Annotated in this window: 14 protein-coding genes and 1 pseudogene; 5 read left to right on the forward strand and 10 right to left on the reverse strand. The window is 58.5% G+C overall.

What is annotated here, in order from left to right:
• Positions 1-7 precede the first annotated feature (7 nt).
• From ACT6VE_RS18995 to ACT6VE_RS19005, 3 genes are read right to left on the reverse strand one after another with little or no spacing between them, the layout of a single operon-like run.
• A complete protein-coding gene (locus ACT6VE_RS18995) occupies positions 8-220 on the reverse strand; it encodes a tautomerase family protein (protein WP_444800080.1) in 213 nt (70 codons plus the stop codon).
• 4 nt (positions 221-224) lie between these two features.
• Positions 225-608: a nuclear transport factor 2 family protein gene (locus ACT6VE_RS19000; protein ID WP_444800081.1), complete on the reverse strand. Its 384-nt coding sequence runs from the start codon at positions 606-608 to the stop codon at positions 225-227.
• Positions 608-1,234 carry a glutathione binding-like protein gene (locus tag ACT6VE_RS19005; protein ID WP_444800082.1) on the reverse strand — a complete coding sequence of 209 codons (627 nt, stop codon included), beginning with the start codon at positions 1,232-1,234 and terminating at the stop codon, positions 608-610. Before ACT6VE_RS19005 ends, ACT6VE_RS19000 begins: the two co-directional genes overlap by 1 nt.
• A 114-nt stretch (positions 1,235-1,348) precedes the next feature.
• On the opposite strand from ACT6VE_RS19005, the gene ACT6VE_RS19010 reads away from it, so the two are divergent.
• A complete protein-coding gene (locus ACT6VE_RS19010) occupies positions 1,349-1,717 on the forward strand; it encodes a winged helix-turn-helix transcriptional regulator (protein ID WP_444800083.1) in 369 nt (122 codons plus the stop codon).
• Between the two features lie 2 nt (positions 1,718-1,719).
• Entirely contained in the window at positions 1,720-1,863 is a 144-nt protein-coding gene (locus tag ACT6VE_RS19015) for a DUF3768 domain-containing protein (RefSeq protein ID WP_444800195.1), read from the forward strand.
• A 55-nt stretch (positions 1,864-1,918) separates the two neighbouring features.
• On the opposite strand, the gene ACT6VE_RS19020 is transcribed toward ACT6VE_RS19015, so the two are convergent.
• Entirely contained in the window at positions 1,919-2,143 is a 225-nt protein-coding gene (locus tag ACT6VE_RS19020; RefSeq protein WP_444800084.1) for a helix-turn-helix domain-containing protein, read from the reverse strand.
• 138 nt (positions 2,144-2,281) lie between these two features.
• Between ACT6VE_RS19020 and ACT6VE_RS19025 the strand changes: the two genes are divergently transcribed.
• The 3 genes from ACT6VE_RS19025 (at position 2,282) to ACT6VE_RS19035 (ending at position 8,435) form a co-directional block, all read left to right on the forward strand.
• Complete coding sequence (locus tag ACT6VE_RS19025; RefSeq protein ID WP_444800085.1) at positions 2,282-2,515, forward strand: DUF805 domain-containing protein; 234 nt, start codon at positions 2,282-2,284, stop codon at positions 2,513-2,515.
• Between the two features lie 213 nt (positions 2,516-2,728).
• Positions 2,729-3,001 carry a hypothetical protein gene (locus ACT6VE_RS19030; RefSeq protein ID WP_444800086.1) on the forward strand — a complete coding sequence of 91 codons (273 nt, stop codon included), beginning with the start codon at positions 2,729-2,731 and terminating at the stop codon, positions 2,999-3,001.
• Positions 3,002-3,278: 277 nt separating this feature from the next.
• On the forward strand, positions 3,279-8,435 hold the full coding sequence (locus tag ACT6VE_RS19035; protein ID WP_444800087.1) for a hypothetical protein: 5,157 nt from the start codon (positions 3,279-3,281) through the stop codon (positions 8,433-8,435).
• Between the two features lie 51 nt (positions 8,436-8,486).
• Here the strand turns inward: ACT6VE_RS19035 and ACT6VE_RS19040 are convergent, their stop codons facing one another.
• From ACT6VE_RS19040 to ACT6VE_RS19065, 6 genes and pseudogenes are all read right to left on the reverse strand, one after another.
• Positions 8,487-9,542 carry an AraC family transcriptional regulator gene (locus ACT6VE_RS19040; RefSeq protein WP_444800088.1) on the reverse strand — a complete coding sequence of 352 codons (1,056 nt, stop codon included), beginning with the start codon at positions 9,540-9,542 and terminating at the stop codon, positions 8,487-8,489.
• A 74-nt stretch (positions 9,543-9,616) separates the two neighbouring features.
• Positions 9,617-10,164 (reverse strand): annotated as a pseudogene (locus ACT6VE_RS19045) (recombinase family protein).
• 272 nt (positions 10,165-10,436) lie between these two features.
• Positions 10,437-11,804 (reverse strand): DUF1254 domain-containing protein, encoded by a 1,368-nt coding sequence (locus ACT6VE_RS19050; protein WP_444800089.1) that lies wholly within the window; start codon positions 11,802-11,804, stop codon positions 10,437-10,439.
• Positions 11,801-12,769, reverse strand: coding sequence for a DUF1254 domain-containing protein (locus tag ACT6VE_RS19055; protein WP_444800090.1), 969 nt, complete (start codon positions 12,767-12,769; stop codon positions 11,801-11,803). The genes ACT6VE_RS19050 and ACT6VE_RS19055 overlap by 4 nt, the downstream gene beginning before the upstream one ends.
• Before the next feature lie 111 nt (positions 12,770-12,880).
• On the reverse strand, positions 12,881-13,672 hold the full coding sequence (locus ACT6VE_RS19060; protein ID WP_444800091.1) for a hypothetical protein: 792 nt from the start codon (positions 13,670-13,672) through the stop codon (positions 12,881-12,883).
• A gap of 47 nt (positions 13,673-13,719) precedes the next feature.
• Positions 13,720-14,568 carry a transporter gene (locus tag ACT6VE_RS19065; protein ID WP_444800092.1) on the reverse strand — a complete coding sequence of 283 codons (849 nt, stop codon included), beginning with the start codon at positions 14,566-14,568 and terminating at the stop codon, positions 13,720-13,722.
• Positions 14,569-14,728 lie beyond the last annotated feature (160 nt).

Below are 14,728 nucleotides of genomic sequence, written 5' to 3' on the forward strand. Positions count from 1 at the left end.
TGGGCTGTTACGAGGGTGTCGTGAGCGATTTGCGGTAGGCCTCGACGGGAAGCCCTCCGACGCCCCAATCCTCCATCGCCACCTCGTCGATGACGACGAAGGTGGTGGCGGGGTTCTTGTCGAGCACCCGCACGAGAAGATCGGTCACGCCGCGGATCAGTTCGGCCTTCTGCGCGGGGCTCGCGCCCTCGCGGGTGATCTTGATATTGACGTAAGGCATTGCATTACTCCTGTATCTGCCGTTCCAGAATCTGGAAGACCTTGGCGATGATCCGCCATTGCCCGTCCGTGCGCACGAGCGTGAGGAAATCGACGAAATCCCGGGTGCCGATCGAGCAGCGCACGCGTGCCACGGCGGTGTTCTCGCCGGCGATGTCGATCGCGTCGACATGATCGCGACGGGCTTCGTTGCGGGACGCCGGCGATTGCCGGGCGGCGACCACCGGCACGTATTCCGCCATGGTGCGGTAGAGAAGCGGTGTCTCGTCCGCCGTCGCGTAGATTGCTCTCGGATGGAACACGCGCTGCAATTTTTCGACGTCACAAAAATAAAGCGCGTCGAAATAGTCCTGCAGAAGCACGCAAATGTCCTGGAACGCTTTGCTCATCAGGCCGCCTCGTCCTGCAGGAGGCCTTCCGCGGCGAGGGCCTTGCGCACGGCCGGTCGCGCCAGCATCCGCGTCATGAAGGCGCTGATGCAGGGCCAGCGCGCGAGATCGACGCCGATGAAACTGGCCCAGTTGAGCACGACGAACAGATAGGCGTCAGCGACGGAGAAAACCGTGCCGAGCAGGAACGACCGCCCGTCGGAAAGGCCGGCTTCCACGTCGTCGATACGGCGCAGCAGCGTCGCCTCCACCCGCGCCTTTTCAGGCCCCTGCAAAACGTCGCCGTGAAAATAGGGGCCGAACGCCTTGTGCAGTTCCGCGGAGATGAAGTTCAGCCATTCCTGCAGGCGGACACGGTCGAGCGTTCCTGCCGCAGGCGCAAGCCCGGCCTCGGGCACGTGATCGGCCAGATATTGCAGGACAGCCGGATTTTCCGTGACGATGACGCCGGGCGCAACCTCGAGCGCGGGCACATAGCCCTTGGGATTGATGCGGCGATAGTCGGCGCCAGCCTTCGTGGTGCCGGCCTGCGTATCGACCGCCATCGCTACGAAGGGGAGGTCGAGTTCGATGAGCACGATACGGGAGGCGAGCGAGCAGGCACCGGGTTTGAAATAAAGCAACATGGGGAAACCTTTCCTTGACAACGGCGCAAGGCTATTGACCTTGGTTTCCATTGCCAACCTGATTTCTATGGGTTACCGCATATCCTCGTTTCTCCGTGGTAACCGGTGCGCATCATGAGCCTCAAGATCCGAAAGAACCGCAGCACGCCCCCGCCGGAACCCTGCCTGCTGACCGAGTGCATGGCGATCATCGCCGGAGCCTGGGCACCGAACGTCATCTGGCACCTGCGCGCGGGCCCCCGCCGGTTCAGCGAACTGCGCATCGATATTCCGCCCGTATCGGCAAAAGTGCTCTCGCAGCGCCTGCGCGAACTGGAAAGCCGCGGCGTGCTCACGCGCACGATCCAACCAACCACGCCACCGTCCGTCGAATACGCTCTCACAGGCCTGGGACAGGAACTGGTGCCCGCCCTGAGCGCGATTGTCGATGTCGGACACAAGCTGAAGGCCGCGCGGCAAGACCCGCACGACAACGGTTCATAGGGATTGGCAATTGGTCGGAAAAGGGCGTGCGGTACTTCTGGAAGATCGACTATTACGACCTCGACCTTCGCCATGCCGCACCCGATCCCACTGACCCGGCCTTCACCATGCGCGTCATGACCGTCATGCGGGCGGATGAATACTGATGTCGGCCACCGTGATCGTCACCGCACCCAGCAAGCCCGCCCTCGGCGGGCTTCTTCATTTCGGAGTTTTGGGTTTCCTGCCCGCCTTCAGTGGTGCGGGCTCGGGCTCGCTTGAATCGACATCCCTGAACAGGGCGGAGACCCGCACGTCCAGCACATTGGCGAAAGCCTCCAAAGTCGAGACGGTCATGTTCTCCGAACCGCGTTCGACCCGGCCGACATAGGCGCGGTCGATACCGGACTCCAGCGCCAGCCTTTCTTGCGAAAGGCCCTTTGCCACCCGAAGGCGGCGGAGGTTTCAACCGATGGTGCTGCGCGTGTCCATGCCGAGGACATGAGCCACATCAGAGGTTTGGCAATCGACGTACTGTCAGTCCCTTATTTATTCAACTTCGACACGAACGGGAGACAATCTCTGATGAATGCCTACATCGACGCCATGAGGCGCTATTTTGACTTCAAGGGACGGGCGACCCGAACCGAATTCTGGATGTTCACGCTCGTCGTGATCGTCGGCGGCATCGGCGCACTGGTCCTGCTGGTCTTCTACTGCCAGCCCTCGACGCCGGGTGTGAATCGCTTCGGCATGGGGCAGGCCGGCAAGGGCGCACAATCGCTCGTACAGGCCCGCCAGCAGGCGAATGCGGGTTAGCCGCCAACAACCGCCCCAGCCAAAGCTCAGCACCCCACAAACCCACGCCTACTCAATTCGACCAAAGCGGCTTTGCTGCGGACCTAGTCCGCGCCGCCTCACCGTCAACCACATCGAGAGACCGTGTATGAAAATCGCAATCGGTATTGTTGGCCTCATGCTCGGCCTCCTCGTCCTGCTGCAATCCTGCACGGGGTTGGTACAGCCTCCCATATGATCGGCAACGAGGCGGGCGGCGATGCCGGGGCGCTCGGCATTCTGGCGGGCCTGCTGCTGTTCGTCGGCGGGGCCTTCGCCTTTGGACTGCCGATCGTCTCCATCGTCACCTTCACTCTGGCTGGGCTGCTCGCCATTGCCGGGTCGGCCAAGTTCCCTGATCTTCAGATTTGGGGCTTCGCCTCACTCGGCATGGCCGCCATGGCGTTCTTCGCTTGGCGCTCGGGCAAGAGGAAGGCTGCTGCCGCTGGCTCGACTTCGACCCCGTAATACCGGGATCACATAACGCGCCTTCCTTTCCGGATCAGAGTGTCCGCATTGCTTCTTTTGCCTCCTTGCCATCAAGAGGAACACGCCCTTCCGAACACCGCGAGACAGTTTGTGGACAATCTGAGACGCTGGAGCAATTCAAAATCCAGCGCGCGACGCTGTGTCGAGATATCTGAATGATTTCAGTTGTTTCATTTCCGCGCCGCCATTTTGCCAAATCTCGGCTGCGCACCAACTCAAGCGCCTGACAGCAAGTTGGGTGTGGGGAGCAAACGCGATGACGAGCTACGCCGATATTCTCACCCGTATTCCCACGTCCGGTCAGCAGGCCATCGATCTCAACGACGACCGGGCCACGCTCACACTCGACGAGGCGTTGGATCTGATCGGGCAGGGCGTACGCTTTGCCGGCAACGATACGATCTTGATCAAAGACAGCGCCGCCGACATCGCAGCGATGAGCGTGCAGCAAATCGCCGACCTCAAATCGCTGGGCGTTTCGAAAGTTCTGGCGACGGATGCGGGCTTTGCGCTCAGTCTCGCACAGGTCAACGCCTTCGCTGCTCAGAATATCGCCGCCTGCACCCAGTATGAGACAAGGAGTGCAGCGACATCTGGCGATGTGTTTGTCGGCGATTTTCCGGGAGGCGGTGCGGCTGGACAATCCATTCTCGGCTTGGCCGATGGGGCCTATGTCGTCGTCTATCGGGGGGCTCTCGCTGGTTCTGGGTATGGAATCTACCTTAAACACTACGATTCAAGCGGCAATACGAGCGGCGCTGCCACGGTGGTCAGCGGCCAGTCCTTGTCCAGTGAAGGGCAGGCGAGCATTTCGGCGCTGGCGGATGGCGGATACATGGTTGTCTGGTCGCACAGCAATACTACCGTTTACGCCCAACGGTATGACGCCGATGGCATTGCTGCCGGAACCCCGGCCGCCCTCACTTCAGCACAAGGCAGCTACGCTCCCGCTGTTACCGGTCTCTCGGACGGCGGTTACATTGTCACTACCTATCAATTCACAAGTTCCGGCAAGGTGCTGGCAGCCCTCAGATACGATGCTGACGGACAGCTTCTGGGCCAAGCGCAGACGCTAGCGACAACGGCTTTCTTCACGGGCACCACAATCTTTGACGAAGGTGTCAAATTCACCGACACGATCGAACTCGCCAATGGCAACGTCATGATCATATGGGCCGGGCGAGATGAGGACGGACAGGGCGTTCTTGCGCAGATTATCGATGGCTCGGGTGCCAAGGTCGGCGAAACCTTCGTCATCAACACGACGACCGAATGGTATCAGGGACCGTCGTCCGTCACTACACTTTCCAATGGAAACGTCGTCGTCGCTTGGCTAAGCATTTCGCCCACTGATACGATCGCCATGCAGCTCTTCGATAGCGCGGGCGTAAAGATCGGTTCCGAGATTACCGTAAATTCGGACCAGCATGCACAAGGCGATCCCAAGGTAACGGCCCTCGAGGATGGCGGCTACGTCGTAACGTGGACATGGTTTAATCAGGACGATCCGTCCGCCGCCTCGGAACAGCAAGCGGGCGTCTACGCCCAGCTTTTTGACGCCACCGGCAACAAGATCGGTTCGCCATCACTCGTAAATACGACGGTGGTCGGCAATCAGTACGATCCGCAGATCGTCGGACTGAAGGGTGGAGGCTATGTGATCGTTTGGTCTGAAGACATCGAAAATAACGGCAGCTACAAGGAGATCAACGCGCAGGTTTTCGATGCCAACGGCCAAAAGGTCGGCGGAGAACTGGAAATCAACGTCAACGAAGCCGGCTTTCAGCAATACCAGAAAATTACAGCGCTTGCCGGCGGCGGATTTGCGATCACGTGGCATGATAGCACCGACGCGAAATACTATACTCGGGTCTTCCAGCACGACACCGACGCTGCGACCTTGAGCGGTACGGCATCCACGATCTCGTCACTAACACTTTCGGACGTCGCCAATCTTCATGAGCTTGGCATCGACACCATCACGATTTCCGACGGCGGGGCGGTTACGCTGGATCAGGCGGTTGCGGCCGGGCTGATAGCGGTTGCGGGTCTACATATCGGCAGCGCGCAAACGGTGACCGTGCGGGGCACCGGCTCAGCGCTGGACGACTTTTCCGTCACTGATATTGCCAAGCTCAAAGCTCTTGGCGTTACCGGTTTCGATGCGAGCGACAACGTTGCCACCCTGTCCTATGATCAGGCATACGCCCTTGTCAGCCACGGTATTAACTTCGCGGCCGGAGATGCCTTAACGGTCAACATGACCTTTGCGCAGTTCACGCAATCGGCAAACTTTTTAAATCTCTATACCGCTTTCGGCATGAAGGTCGTCGACATTGCGGAGAACGCGGTCAGTCTCTCGACAGCGGCATTTCAGATTGTCGACTACTTCGGTTTGCGTTTCGCCGCCTCAGACGTGCTGACGGTCAGCGACGACCCATCCAATATCACCAGTCTGACCACCGAGCAGATCACTCGCCTTGGCGAAATGAACGTTACGAAGATCGATTTGTCCGACAATACGCCGATGACAATGTCTGTCGCGCAGGCAACGGCATTTATCACCGCCGGTATTAGCTTTGCCAATGACGATTTCGTCCATGTCGTCGATACCGTCGAAATCGTGGAGGGTTTAAGCGCGAGCGATATTTCCAATCTGGCGGCCCTAGGCGTCGCCCGTGTGATTGCGCCGCAGGCGCTTACCATCACGGTTTTGCAATTCGACGCCTATGCGCAGCATGGCATCGGAATTCACGCCTTCTCAGGCAAGGTCACGATCGCCGATACCGGGGAGAATTTCGAAGCATTCAGCGTCGCCCAGATCGCCAACCTATCCGACCTAGGCATCACCACACTCAACACGACGGATAACGAGGTTGCTTTGTCGATCTCCGCGATCAAAGCATATGACGGGGTCAACGCCGTCTTCGCCAGTGACGACAGAGTTCTGCTGTCGGTGACAACAGCGTCCCTGCTGACGATCAGTGCCAGCGAGCTCACACTCGCGAAGACTTTCGGCGCTGTTGCGATCACCACTGCGGCATCCGCCTTGGATCTGACGATTGCCACATCGGAGACCGTTAGATCATCCGGGCTGCCGCTGGGCACCGGCTTCATCACTCGCCTCACGGACACAGCTGCAAATCTGATCCTCGCATCCAATGCGGATTTTTCTGCCTACAGCGCGATGGGCGTGGATGTCGTCCGGTTGGCCGATACGGGCTCTGCGATTGCTGGGCTCTCTCTCTCTAATATTTCGGCCCTCGGCGGCAGGGGTGTAACTCAAGTGGATGTGACCAACGACGCGGTCACGCTAAGCCTCGCGCAGGCAAACCAGTTCGCTGCCCTCCAGATGGTCTTCGATGAAGCCGACACGGTCTCCGTCAGCGCATCGTCGACTACGCTCAGCGATCCGGACACGCTCGATGTCGTGGGGTTCGCCGCCATCAACGTCGATAGAATTGATGCGTCCGACAACAAGCTGACGCTGTCGCTTGCCGCCGCGCAGACCTATGTGAACGCCGGCATCGGCTTTACGGCGGCAGATACGGTAACGGTGAAGCTCAGTTATGTCGACGCGAAGACGTTTGCTAAGGTGGCAGGCGATGCACTTTCCGCAGCCGGTGTCGATCGTATCGAAATCGACATGACGGCCACGGAGCTGAAGGCACTGACTTACGCGGAGTTGAAAGCCTTTGTCGCTGCCGGTGTCGATGGTATCACAGGCCTGACGTCGATCACCTTCTCGAACCTCACATATGACCTCACCAACCATACGGTGAACTACAACCCCGTCATTACCTCCAACGGCGGCGGCGCCACGGCCAGCGTAGCGATTGCTGAGAACACAACGAGCGTTTTCACGGTCAAGGCGAGCGACGCGGAGGCGGCGAAGCTCACCTATTCCATCGTCGGCGGCGCCGACAAAGCGCTGTTCACGATCAATGCCGGCACTGGAGCGCTCGTCTTCAAGGCTGCGCCCGATTACGAGATCCCGAAGGACAGCGGCAAGAACAACGTCTACGACATCATCGTGCAGGTCAGTGATGGCAAGCTGATCGACACGCAGGCAATCGCCATCAGCGTGAAGGATGTCAACGAGGCTCCCTCCGTCCCGACCCTTGCCGGAACCGTGGTGAAGGAGAATGTCGCGATCGGAACTGTCGTCGGCACCTTTTCCTCGAAGGACCCCGAGGGCAAAACACTTAGCTACAAGCTCCTGGATACCGCGGGAGGCCTCTTCAAGCTATCTGGCGCCAAGCTCGTGACGGCAAAGGCGATCGATTACGAGAAAGTGCAGAAGGACACGGTGACGATCGAAGTCTCTGACGGTGTGCACAAGGTGACGAAGGTTTTCACCATCACGGTCACGGATATCCTGGAAACGATCAGCGGCACAGCCAAGGGGGAGGTGCTGAAGGGCGGCATCGGCATGGACCGGTTGCTTGGTCTGGCCGGGAACGACGCGCTGTATGGCTATGCCGGCAACGACACGCTGGAAGGCGGGGACGGAAACGATGTTCTAAACGGTGGAGCCGGTGTCGACCGTCTTCTCGGCGGCAATGGCAACGACACCGCTTCCTATGCTGGCGCGAAGGCTGGCGTGGTGGCAAGCCTTACCAATGCGTCGATCAACACGGGTGATGCCAAGGGCGACACCTATTCCTTCATCGAGAACCTCGTCGGCTCCTCCTATGGCGACAAGCTGATTGGCGATGCCAAAGCGAATGTGCTGAATGGCGGCGCAGGCAATGATACGCTGGAAGGCGGTGATGGAAATGACCTGCTGATTGGTGGAGCTGGCGCCGACCGTCTTGTTGGTGGCAACGGCACGGACACCGTATCCTATGTCAGTACAACGGCGGGTGTCGTTGCAAGTCTTATCAAACCGGGGCTCAACAAAGGCGATGCCATTGGCGACACCTATTCCTCGATCGAAAACCTCACGGGCTCGTCTTATGCCGACAAGCTGACAGGCGACGCCAAGTCCAATGTAATCGACGGTGGCGCCGCCAATGACCTTCTTTCTGGTGGTGCCGGCAATGACCGGCTCATCGGAGGGCTCGGCTTCGACGATCTGTATGGGGGAGCAGGCAGCGACCGCTTCGTCTTCCGATCCGTGAATGAAGTTGGCACATCGAAGACGGCGACGGACACGATCTTCGATTTCTCGCAGAAGGACAAGGATGTCATCGATTTTGCAGCGATCGACGCGAACCTTAAGAAAACAGGCGATCAGGCGTTCAGCTTCATCGGCACTAACAAGTTCTCCAATAGTGCAGGCGAACTACGCTATGAAAAAACGGCGGCAGACACCTATGTTTATGGCGACATCGACGGCAACGGCAAAGCCGACTTTGTTCTTCACATCGATGCCATCATCAATCTGAAGGCAGGAGATTTCATATTGTGATACCGTTCCACAATGGCAACGGAGCGAGGGGGAGGCTTGCGCAGAACTGGACTATCCACGATCTGCATCTTCCAGCCACCCTCGCAGAAGTGAACTTTCAAGCTGGTTTTCACGCTTAGCCTCCTCGGCATAACGAAGCTGGGTCGCCTCGAACGTCTCTCCGGGCGTAATCCCATACCGGTTCTTGAACGCCCTGATGAAGCTCGAAGGGTTCTGGAAGCCGCATGCAAATCCGATGGTGGCGACCGTTGCATGGCCGGGCGTCGTCAACTGCCTGAAAGCTCTCCTCAGTCGGCGTTCACGAATGTAGTCGGCAACGCCATTGCTATGTGCGAACAAGCGGTAGAGTGCCGCGCGCGATATGTGAAAACGGCGTGTTAGACTGTCTGGATTGAGGTCCTGATCCGATAGATTGCGGTCGATGAACTGGCAGATCTGAACGTATTTCGGCGACCATTCGCCGGCCTCGTCTCTCCTGCGGTCCCCATCGTTTGAGAGAAGCCCGCCAAGAAGGCCGGCCGTTGCAGCTGACAGGCCGGAAATATCTGAAGGGCGGATTATATGACGTTGAGACCATATTGAGCGAATATGGTTCTCAAGGACCGTAGCGGCAACGCTTCCACTGGGAAGGTGGCGGTCGTGGAACCGATCGATTTCAGCTTCTCGGCCGCCAAACGCGGAGCGCGGCAGCACAAAGCTGAAGTTTGAACAATTTTCCGCGCGTGTCCGCATCGTGCGGGTGAGGTCTGCGACAAAGATATCGCCTGGTCGAGAATGCACCTCGCTCCCGCCGACCAACCTTGTATCGCTGCCGCCGGTAATGATCTGGACAAATAGCAAATCGAGGCCCGTTGCGGCAACACGCGGGAGATCGCGACTGTAATCATAGCGACCACCCGCCATATGAACCTCGCTCATGACGAGCGCGCCCATTTGAATTCCCTTTAGTGAAACTGAAAATTCGCTGTTTTCGGATCGATCGGAAAGTTCGGCTGCAAAAATTGGCGAACAGGCGTCAAAAAAGACATCAATAGAATTCGCCCCCTGACCTGCAGATGCCTGAATGTTCAGCTCATCGGGTGGAAGCGTTCTGTTTTCTTTGTGCATGCAGAATTCTCATATCAATCGGCCTTCCTACGTTTCAAGAAAGTGCCGGGACGACTGAACGGCTGCCGGTTAATCTACGGCGGCAGAATACGATAAACCTGCATTCGCGAGCAACCTACACGGCGGGCGATTTCTGCAGGGCCGGCCCCAGCGGCGTGTGCCTCGAAAACGGCCTGCCGATCGATCCGGGCCACGCCACCGCGATAGACACCCTCCCGCTTTGCTTCTCGATGCCCTCGCGTTGGCGCTCCTTGATGAAGCGGCGTTCCATCTCCGCGACCATGCCCAGTACGGTCAGCACCATTTGACCCATATCGCCCCGTGTGGTGACGTGAGAGTCAAGCACGGTCACGAACGCGCCGCGTTGCGCGCACTCGTGTACGATGTTCAGCACGTCGCGCGTATCGCGCCCCAGTCGGTCGAGCCGGGTCACGACCAGTTCGTCGCCGAGGCGCAGGAACTCGATCACGGTGGCCAGTTCGGCGCGGCCGTCACGGCTACCGCCTGAGACCTTCTCCGAACGAATAATGCCGCAGCCTTCCGCTTTCAGCTTGGCGAGCTGGGTTTCTAGGTCTTGATCGACGGTACGAACGCGGGCGTATCCAATGCGGGCAAGGCTCAAACTACCCTGTCACAAATAGCGCCGGTCAACCGGAAGTTACCGAACAACCTCCCCAGCTGGTGACGCCACGCCGAAGCGTACCCTGATGGTTGAGGTGACCACCTGGCGACCGCTTCGCACCCTCATAGTGGTCATCGAGCCACCGGTCGCTGTTGCTGCAAAGCGGACATGACACCGTAACAATGCGGATCGTAGTTGCGCCAACAGCGGATACACGATCCCGATACAGCGCATTCGACTAGTATGCGTTGGCGAGCAAGCGCCAACCTCGACTAGAGCGCGATTTCGATCTGCGGCGGTGTCCAGCGTCCGTCCAGTGCTTCCGCCTTGGGCAGGTAGAGTCTCATGACGGCATAGAAGACTTCGCTCGGGGCGGGAAGCCAGTTCGCTTCCAATGACGATCCGGGGCTTTCGTGTTGCAGATAGAGGATGATATCTCCCTTGTCATTTTTCTTGAGTTCGGGAAGCATCGCAGAGTTGATCAGGTAGCGATCGATAGGGTTGTCGACAAGCAACTGTTTTGGCCTGTCATACATGGTCAGTGACCAGAATGCATCGACCGGGGGAAGCGTCTCCGGTGTAAAGGTCAGGGTATACTTTCCCGTTACACCGTTGAGAACCGCTTTCGTTCCGTCGAAGACATAGATGACATAGAGCGCTTCCTGCACGGAATTGCCGTAGATCCCGCCTTGCGCGGCAGCGGCACGAACCATGTACTGGCCCTTCATGACCTCCGGCGTGCCGAACAGCTTGGATGAATCCGTCAGACGGCCGGCATTGTCACGAATTTCCTTTTCCGTCGCGACCGCCACCGCATTCATCAATGCTAGCCTATCGGGCGGGACATCCGCTCCCGGCCACTTCACGCCTTGCCTGATACCGAGCCTGGCGAGATTGTCCCGCTGCGCCTCGTCGCCGGGGTAAGGGGGGGCGAAGGAAAGCAGGAAGGCAGCAATCGACCAGTAATTCGAGAGCATCTTTTCGTCGGAGATCGGCGGCCAATCGACCGATGGCGGAGCCGCGGGCGCTTGGCCGCCGGCATAGGTCGAGAGGGGCGTGGCCTTGTAGCCTGCCTGAATTGCCTTCACCTTGTCGAGATCGGCAGGCGAGAAGAGTTGCGTCCTGACGATGCCGATGGCGAGCATGGTCGGCATTTCGATGACGCGCGTGATGCCTTTCGGCACATTGCCCTGCCAGCCGGGGCCGGTGATCAGGAAATCGCCGCCATCATTGCCGTCGACCCGCGTCCCCGGATAGTCGACATTGTTGGTATAGAGGTCGATCAATTGCAGCGAGTAATAGCGTTCCTTCTCGATCGGCGGCATCGTCACGACGACGGGTTCCGCCCTTAGATCGAAGACAATGAAGGAGTAGGGCGTGTCCGAGTTCGGCGTGATGATGGCCGTATCCTCGGGCGTATAGACCCGAGCAATGCTGGCCAGCGTATTGAGCGGCCCCTTGTATTGGTTGCCGCCCGGTTCCAGCGCATATTGATACATCGTGAGGTAGTTCTTCACCATCGGATAGGTGTAGATGTAGGCCTCACGGGCTGAGGCCCGGATGTTGTCCTGTGCGAATGCCGAATGTGATGGCAATGCCATCACTGCCACGGTGCCTGCAAGAAAGGTCCGGCGCTTCATTTCATTTCCTCCGCAACAGGAAATTTCCAGCTTCCATCGAGAATGCTTGCCTCGGGCCGATACAGGCGGACCATGTAGTTCCAGCCCTCCGGCGTCGGCAGGCAGTTGGCGATCTTTCCGTCGCAGCCGCCGAACTGGACGGTCACGCCGCCGTCGGCGTCCTTGGCGGCGGTGAGATTGTTGACCGTGTAGGCATTCAACGCGTTCGGCTCGTAAAATCCCTTGGCATTGTAGATGCTGATTGACCAGAAGCCTTTGACTGGCACGTCGGCGACCTTGGCGCGATATACGGTCTTGCCGTCGTTCGTGGCCACCGTACGGTTCAGATACAGGGCGTCCTCCTCAGGGTTGCCGCCCCAAGCCAAGGCCGAGCCGATGAAATGGCGAACCGGATCAACCTGATCCCTGCCCCCGAACATGCCACGCGTATCCGGCAGCGGCTCGCCCAGTTGCAGGACGATTGTGCGGGTCTTGTCGCGGCTGGCGCTATCCCAGTCGGGGATCTCGAACTTGCCGGGGCCGCCAGGCTGTTCAGCCGTGATCTTGTCCTGCAGTTCGTGCACCGCCGCCATGTCCTTGGGGTCCTCAGGATTGACAAGGATGCGGATGCCCGGAAAGACATAGCGCGTTCCGATCTCCTCACGGGTGAAGGTGTAGGTGCCAGGCTTGTAATGGACGCCGTGGGTATAATGATTCTGATCGAAGACCTGCATCGACATGAAGCGCCCATCAGTATCGGGCAGCGTGACCGTTACCGGCCCGGCATCGAGATCGAACACGGCTGAGGAATAGAGTGTGTCGCGGTTCATACGGATGATTGCCTGCTTGTGCAGAGGCGTCATCTCGCGGTCATGGTCGAATTTGCCGAAGCGGCCGGCGGCAACGACGGCTGAAAAATAGAGATCGCTCTCGGCACGAATGAAGTTGTCGCTATTGACGACGGTCGAATCGGCGGCGGCTGGCAAGGCAACAAGCAGCGCCGTCGCCGCAATCGTCGAGAAGTATATTTTTTTTCGGGGCACTGAAACCTCCTTGATTGAATTGCTGGAGCAGCAGAAGCTGCCCTGTCCGTAGCGTTAGAAGTGCATGACCATGCCGAGGATCGGCCCCTGCTGAACGGCATCGAACACGAAGCCGTCCTTGCTGTAGTCAACACCCAGCGCTCGATATCCCGCCACGGCTGAAATGCGATCGTTGAATTGGTAGCCGATGGCTGCGGCGACATCCCAGTCGAGATCCGCCTGCCCCGCGCCGATCAAGCCCCAGCCGCTCAGATAGACGTTTTCGGTCAGAGAGTACTTGCCGCGAAAGCCTGCCATGCCATCGACCCAGGTCTCACCGTCACTGACCGAAACACCATCCAGCAGGCCGCCATTGAACGAGATCTCCGTGCTAGCGTGCCAGACACGGGCACCGACCACGAGGTCGAGATTGCTCTGTCCGTCCTGAAACACGGAATACCCTGCTCCTACCAGAGCCGCGAAAGTCTCCGACGTGAGGTCGACGCTGCCTGCAGCGATGCCCAGGGGTGTGCCGGAGCCGGTCGAGATCTTGGTGTACATCACGTCCCCAAAGATGCTGAATCGGTCGTTGCGGGCTTCACTGATGGCCATGAAAGCAAAATCGAGGTCTTTCAGGATGTCGCCGAAGTCGGATTCCAGATGGACGGCCGGAAGACCGAATTGCCCCACATTCCCGGACATGCCAGCACCCCAGAAATATGGACTAGCAGCAAAGGTCCATCCGCTGTCGCCAACTGGTTTGGCCTCGGGAATCAAGACTGGCTGTGCGATATCGGCTGCGTGGACGGGAACACCCGTCAGGACACCGAGCAACAATGCGAGTGCGAATTCTTTCCGAACGTTCATGACGCTTTCCTACGAGAAATCAGTTTGGTTCAAAATGCGCGACGTACTCATTTGGGGAACAGGAATGTTAACGTCGTTCGGATTCCCCATTCGGGACCTCCGGGAGGTGCATCTGCATAGTACTTTCCACCGATCTGGAAGCTCATGGCCTGCGTGCCGATCTGGAAGACCTGCGTCACGCCCAAGTTGATTGGCACGGTCCATTGATCGTTAGTCCAGTCATAGGTCGAGTCGACACTCAAGGAAGCAGAGGTCCCGTGACCGAAGTTGTAGGAAACAAACGGTTGTAGCAGGCTCGCGCTGACATCCGCCCGGCTCTCCGACCCGGCGACTGACCAGATGTGATTGCCTAGCGCCCCGACTGTCCAAGGGCCTTGCTGAACAAGCCCGACCGCGGTCGGTCCGATGCCGAACTTCTCCGCGCCCAAGGACTCGTCTGTGGCCGTGGGCAACAGGAACACTGGACCAGCACCCCAGATCAAACCGCCTGGTCCCGGATCTTTCGGCGAAAGGAAGAAACTTGCAGTGATGTCGCCCAGACCGCCGACATCGCCGCCGGGCAGATAATCACGATAGCCGACGGGAATGATGGTGCGTGTGATAAGATTCCAGTCGTCATTCAATGCGAACGGAATGACGGGCTGGATATTCATGGTGTAGGCGAAACCATTGCCATCCGCGCCCGCTCCGAAATCGAAATTGCTTTGGATGGGAACGCTGATCAGGTTCGCAAGTGGATTGGCGAGCTTTTGCGAAAGATCGTCAGCCGTTTCCTGAGCCGAGGCATTGCCGCAGCAGAATGTGACGAGCAGAGAAAAAGCCGAAATAAACGCGAACTCACCACTGGGGTACTTAATATTTACGAAAGGAGGTCGCCTCCTGATTGCAGAATTCATTGCCTTCTCCCAGTCTCTTTCTCAGATCCGTCTTGGAGAGAATTAACAGGAAGGCCTAGCAAGCTTGCTGACGGCGCCACCGTTGCCTACCTGGAACAGTGTGGCGCAATTTAAAGAGTTTCAGCCTCTTTTCAGCAATCGACGCTTGTGCAATCCACCC

The organism is Shinella sp. (genome assembly GCF_052438155.1).
Classification (GTDB): Bacteria; Pseudomonadota; Alphaproteobacteria; order Rhizobiales; family Rhizobiaceae; genus Shinella.

Bases quoted from the DNA above. Each gene is read 5' to 3' on its own strand.
- ACT6VE_RS19010 (WP_444800083.1), top strand. From the start codon at position 1,349: ATGAGCCTCAAGATCCGAAAGAACCGCAGCACGCCCCCGCCGGAACCC.
- ACT6VE_RS18995 (WP_444800080.1), bottom strand. From the start codon at position 220: ATGCCTTACGTCAATATCAAGATCACCCGCGAGGGCGCGAGCCCCGCG.
- ACT6VE_RS19065 (WP_444800092.1), bottom strand. From the start codon at position 14,568: ATGAATTCTGCAATCAGGAGGCGACCTCCTTTCGTAAATATTAAGTAC.
- ACT6VE_RS19025 (WP_444800085.1), top strand. From the start codon at position 2,282: ATGAATGCCTACATCGACGCCATGAGGCGCTATTTTGACTTCAAGGGA.
- ACT6VE_RS19005 (WP_444800082.1), bottom strand. From the start codon at position 1,234: ATGTTGCTTTATTTCAAACCCGGTGCCTGCTCGCTCGCCTCCCGTATC.
- ACT6VE_RS19050 (WP_444800089.1), bottom strand. From the start codon at position 11,804: ATGAAGCGCCGGACCTTTCTTGCAGGCACCGTGGCAGTGATGGCATTG.
- ACT6VE_RS19060 (WP_444800091.1), bottom strand. From the start codon at position 13,672: ATGAACGTTCGGAAAGAATTCGCACTCGCATTGTTGCTCGGTGTCCTG.
- ACT6VE_RS19040 (WP_444800088.1), bottom strand. From the start codon at position 9,542: ATGCACAAAGAAAACAGAACGCTTCCACCCGATGAGCTGAACATTCAG.
- ACT6VE_RS19030 (WP_444800086.1), top strand. From the start codon at position 2,729: ATGATCGGCAACGAGGCGGGCGGCGATGCCGGGGCGCTCGGCATTCTG.
- ACT6VE_RS19035 (WP_444800087.1), top strand. From the start codon at position 3,279: ATGACGAGCTACGCCGATATTCTCACCCGTATTCCCACGTCCGGTCAG.
- ACT6VE_RS19000 (WP_444800081.1), bottom strand. From the start codon at position 608: ATGAGCAAAGCGTTCCAGGACATTTGCGTGCTTCTGCAGGACTATTTC.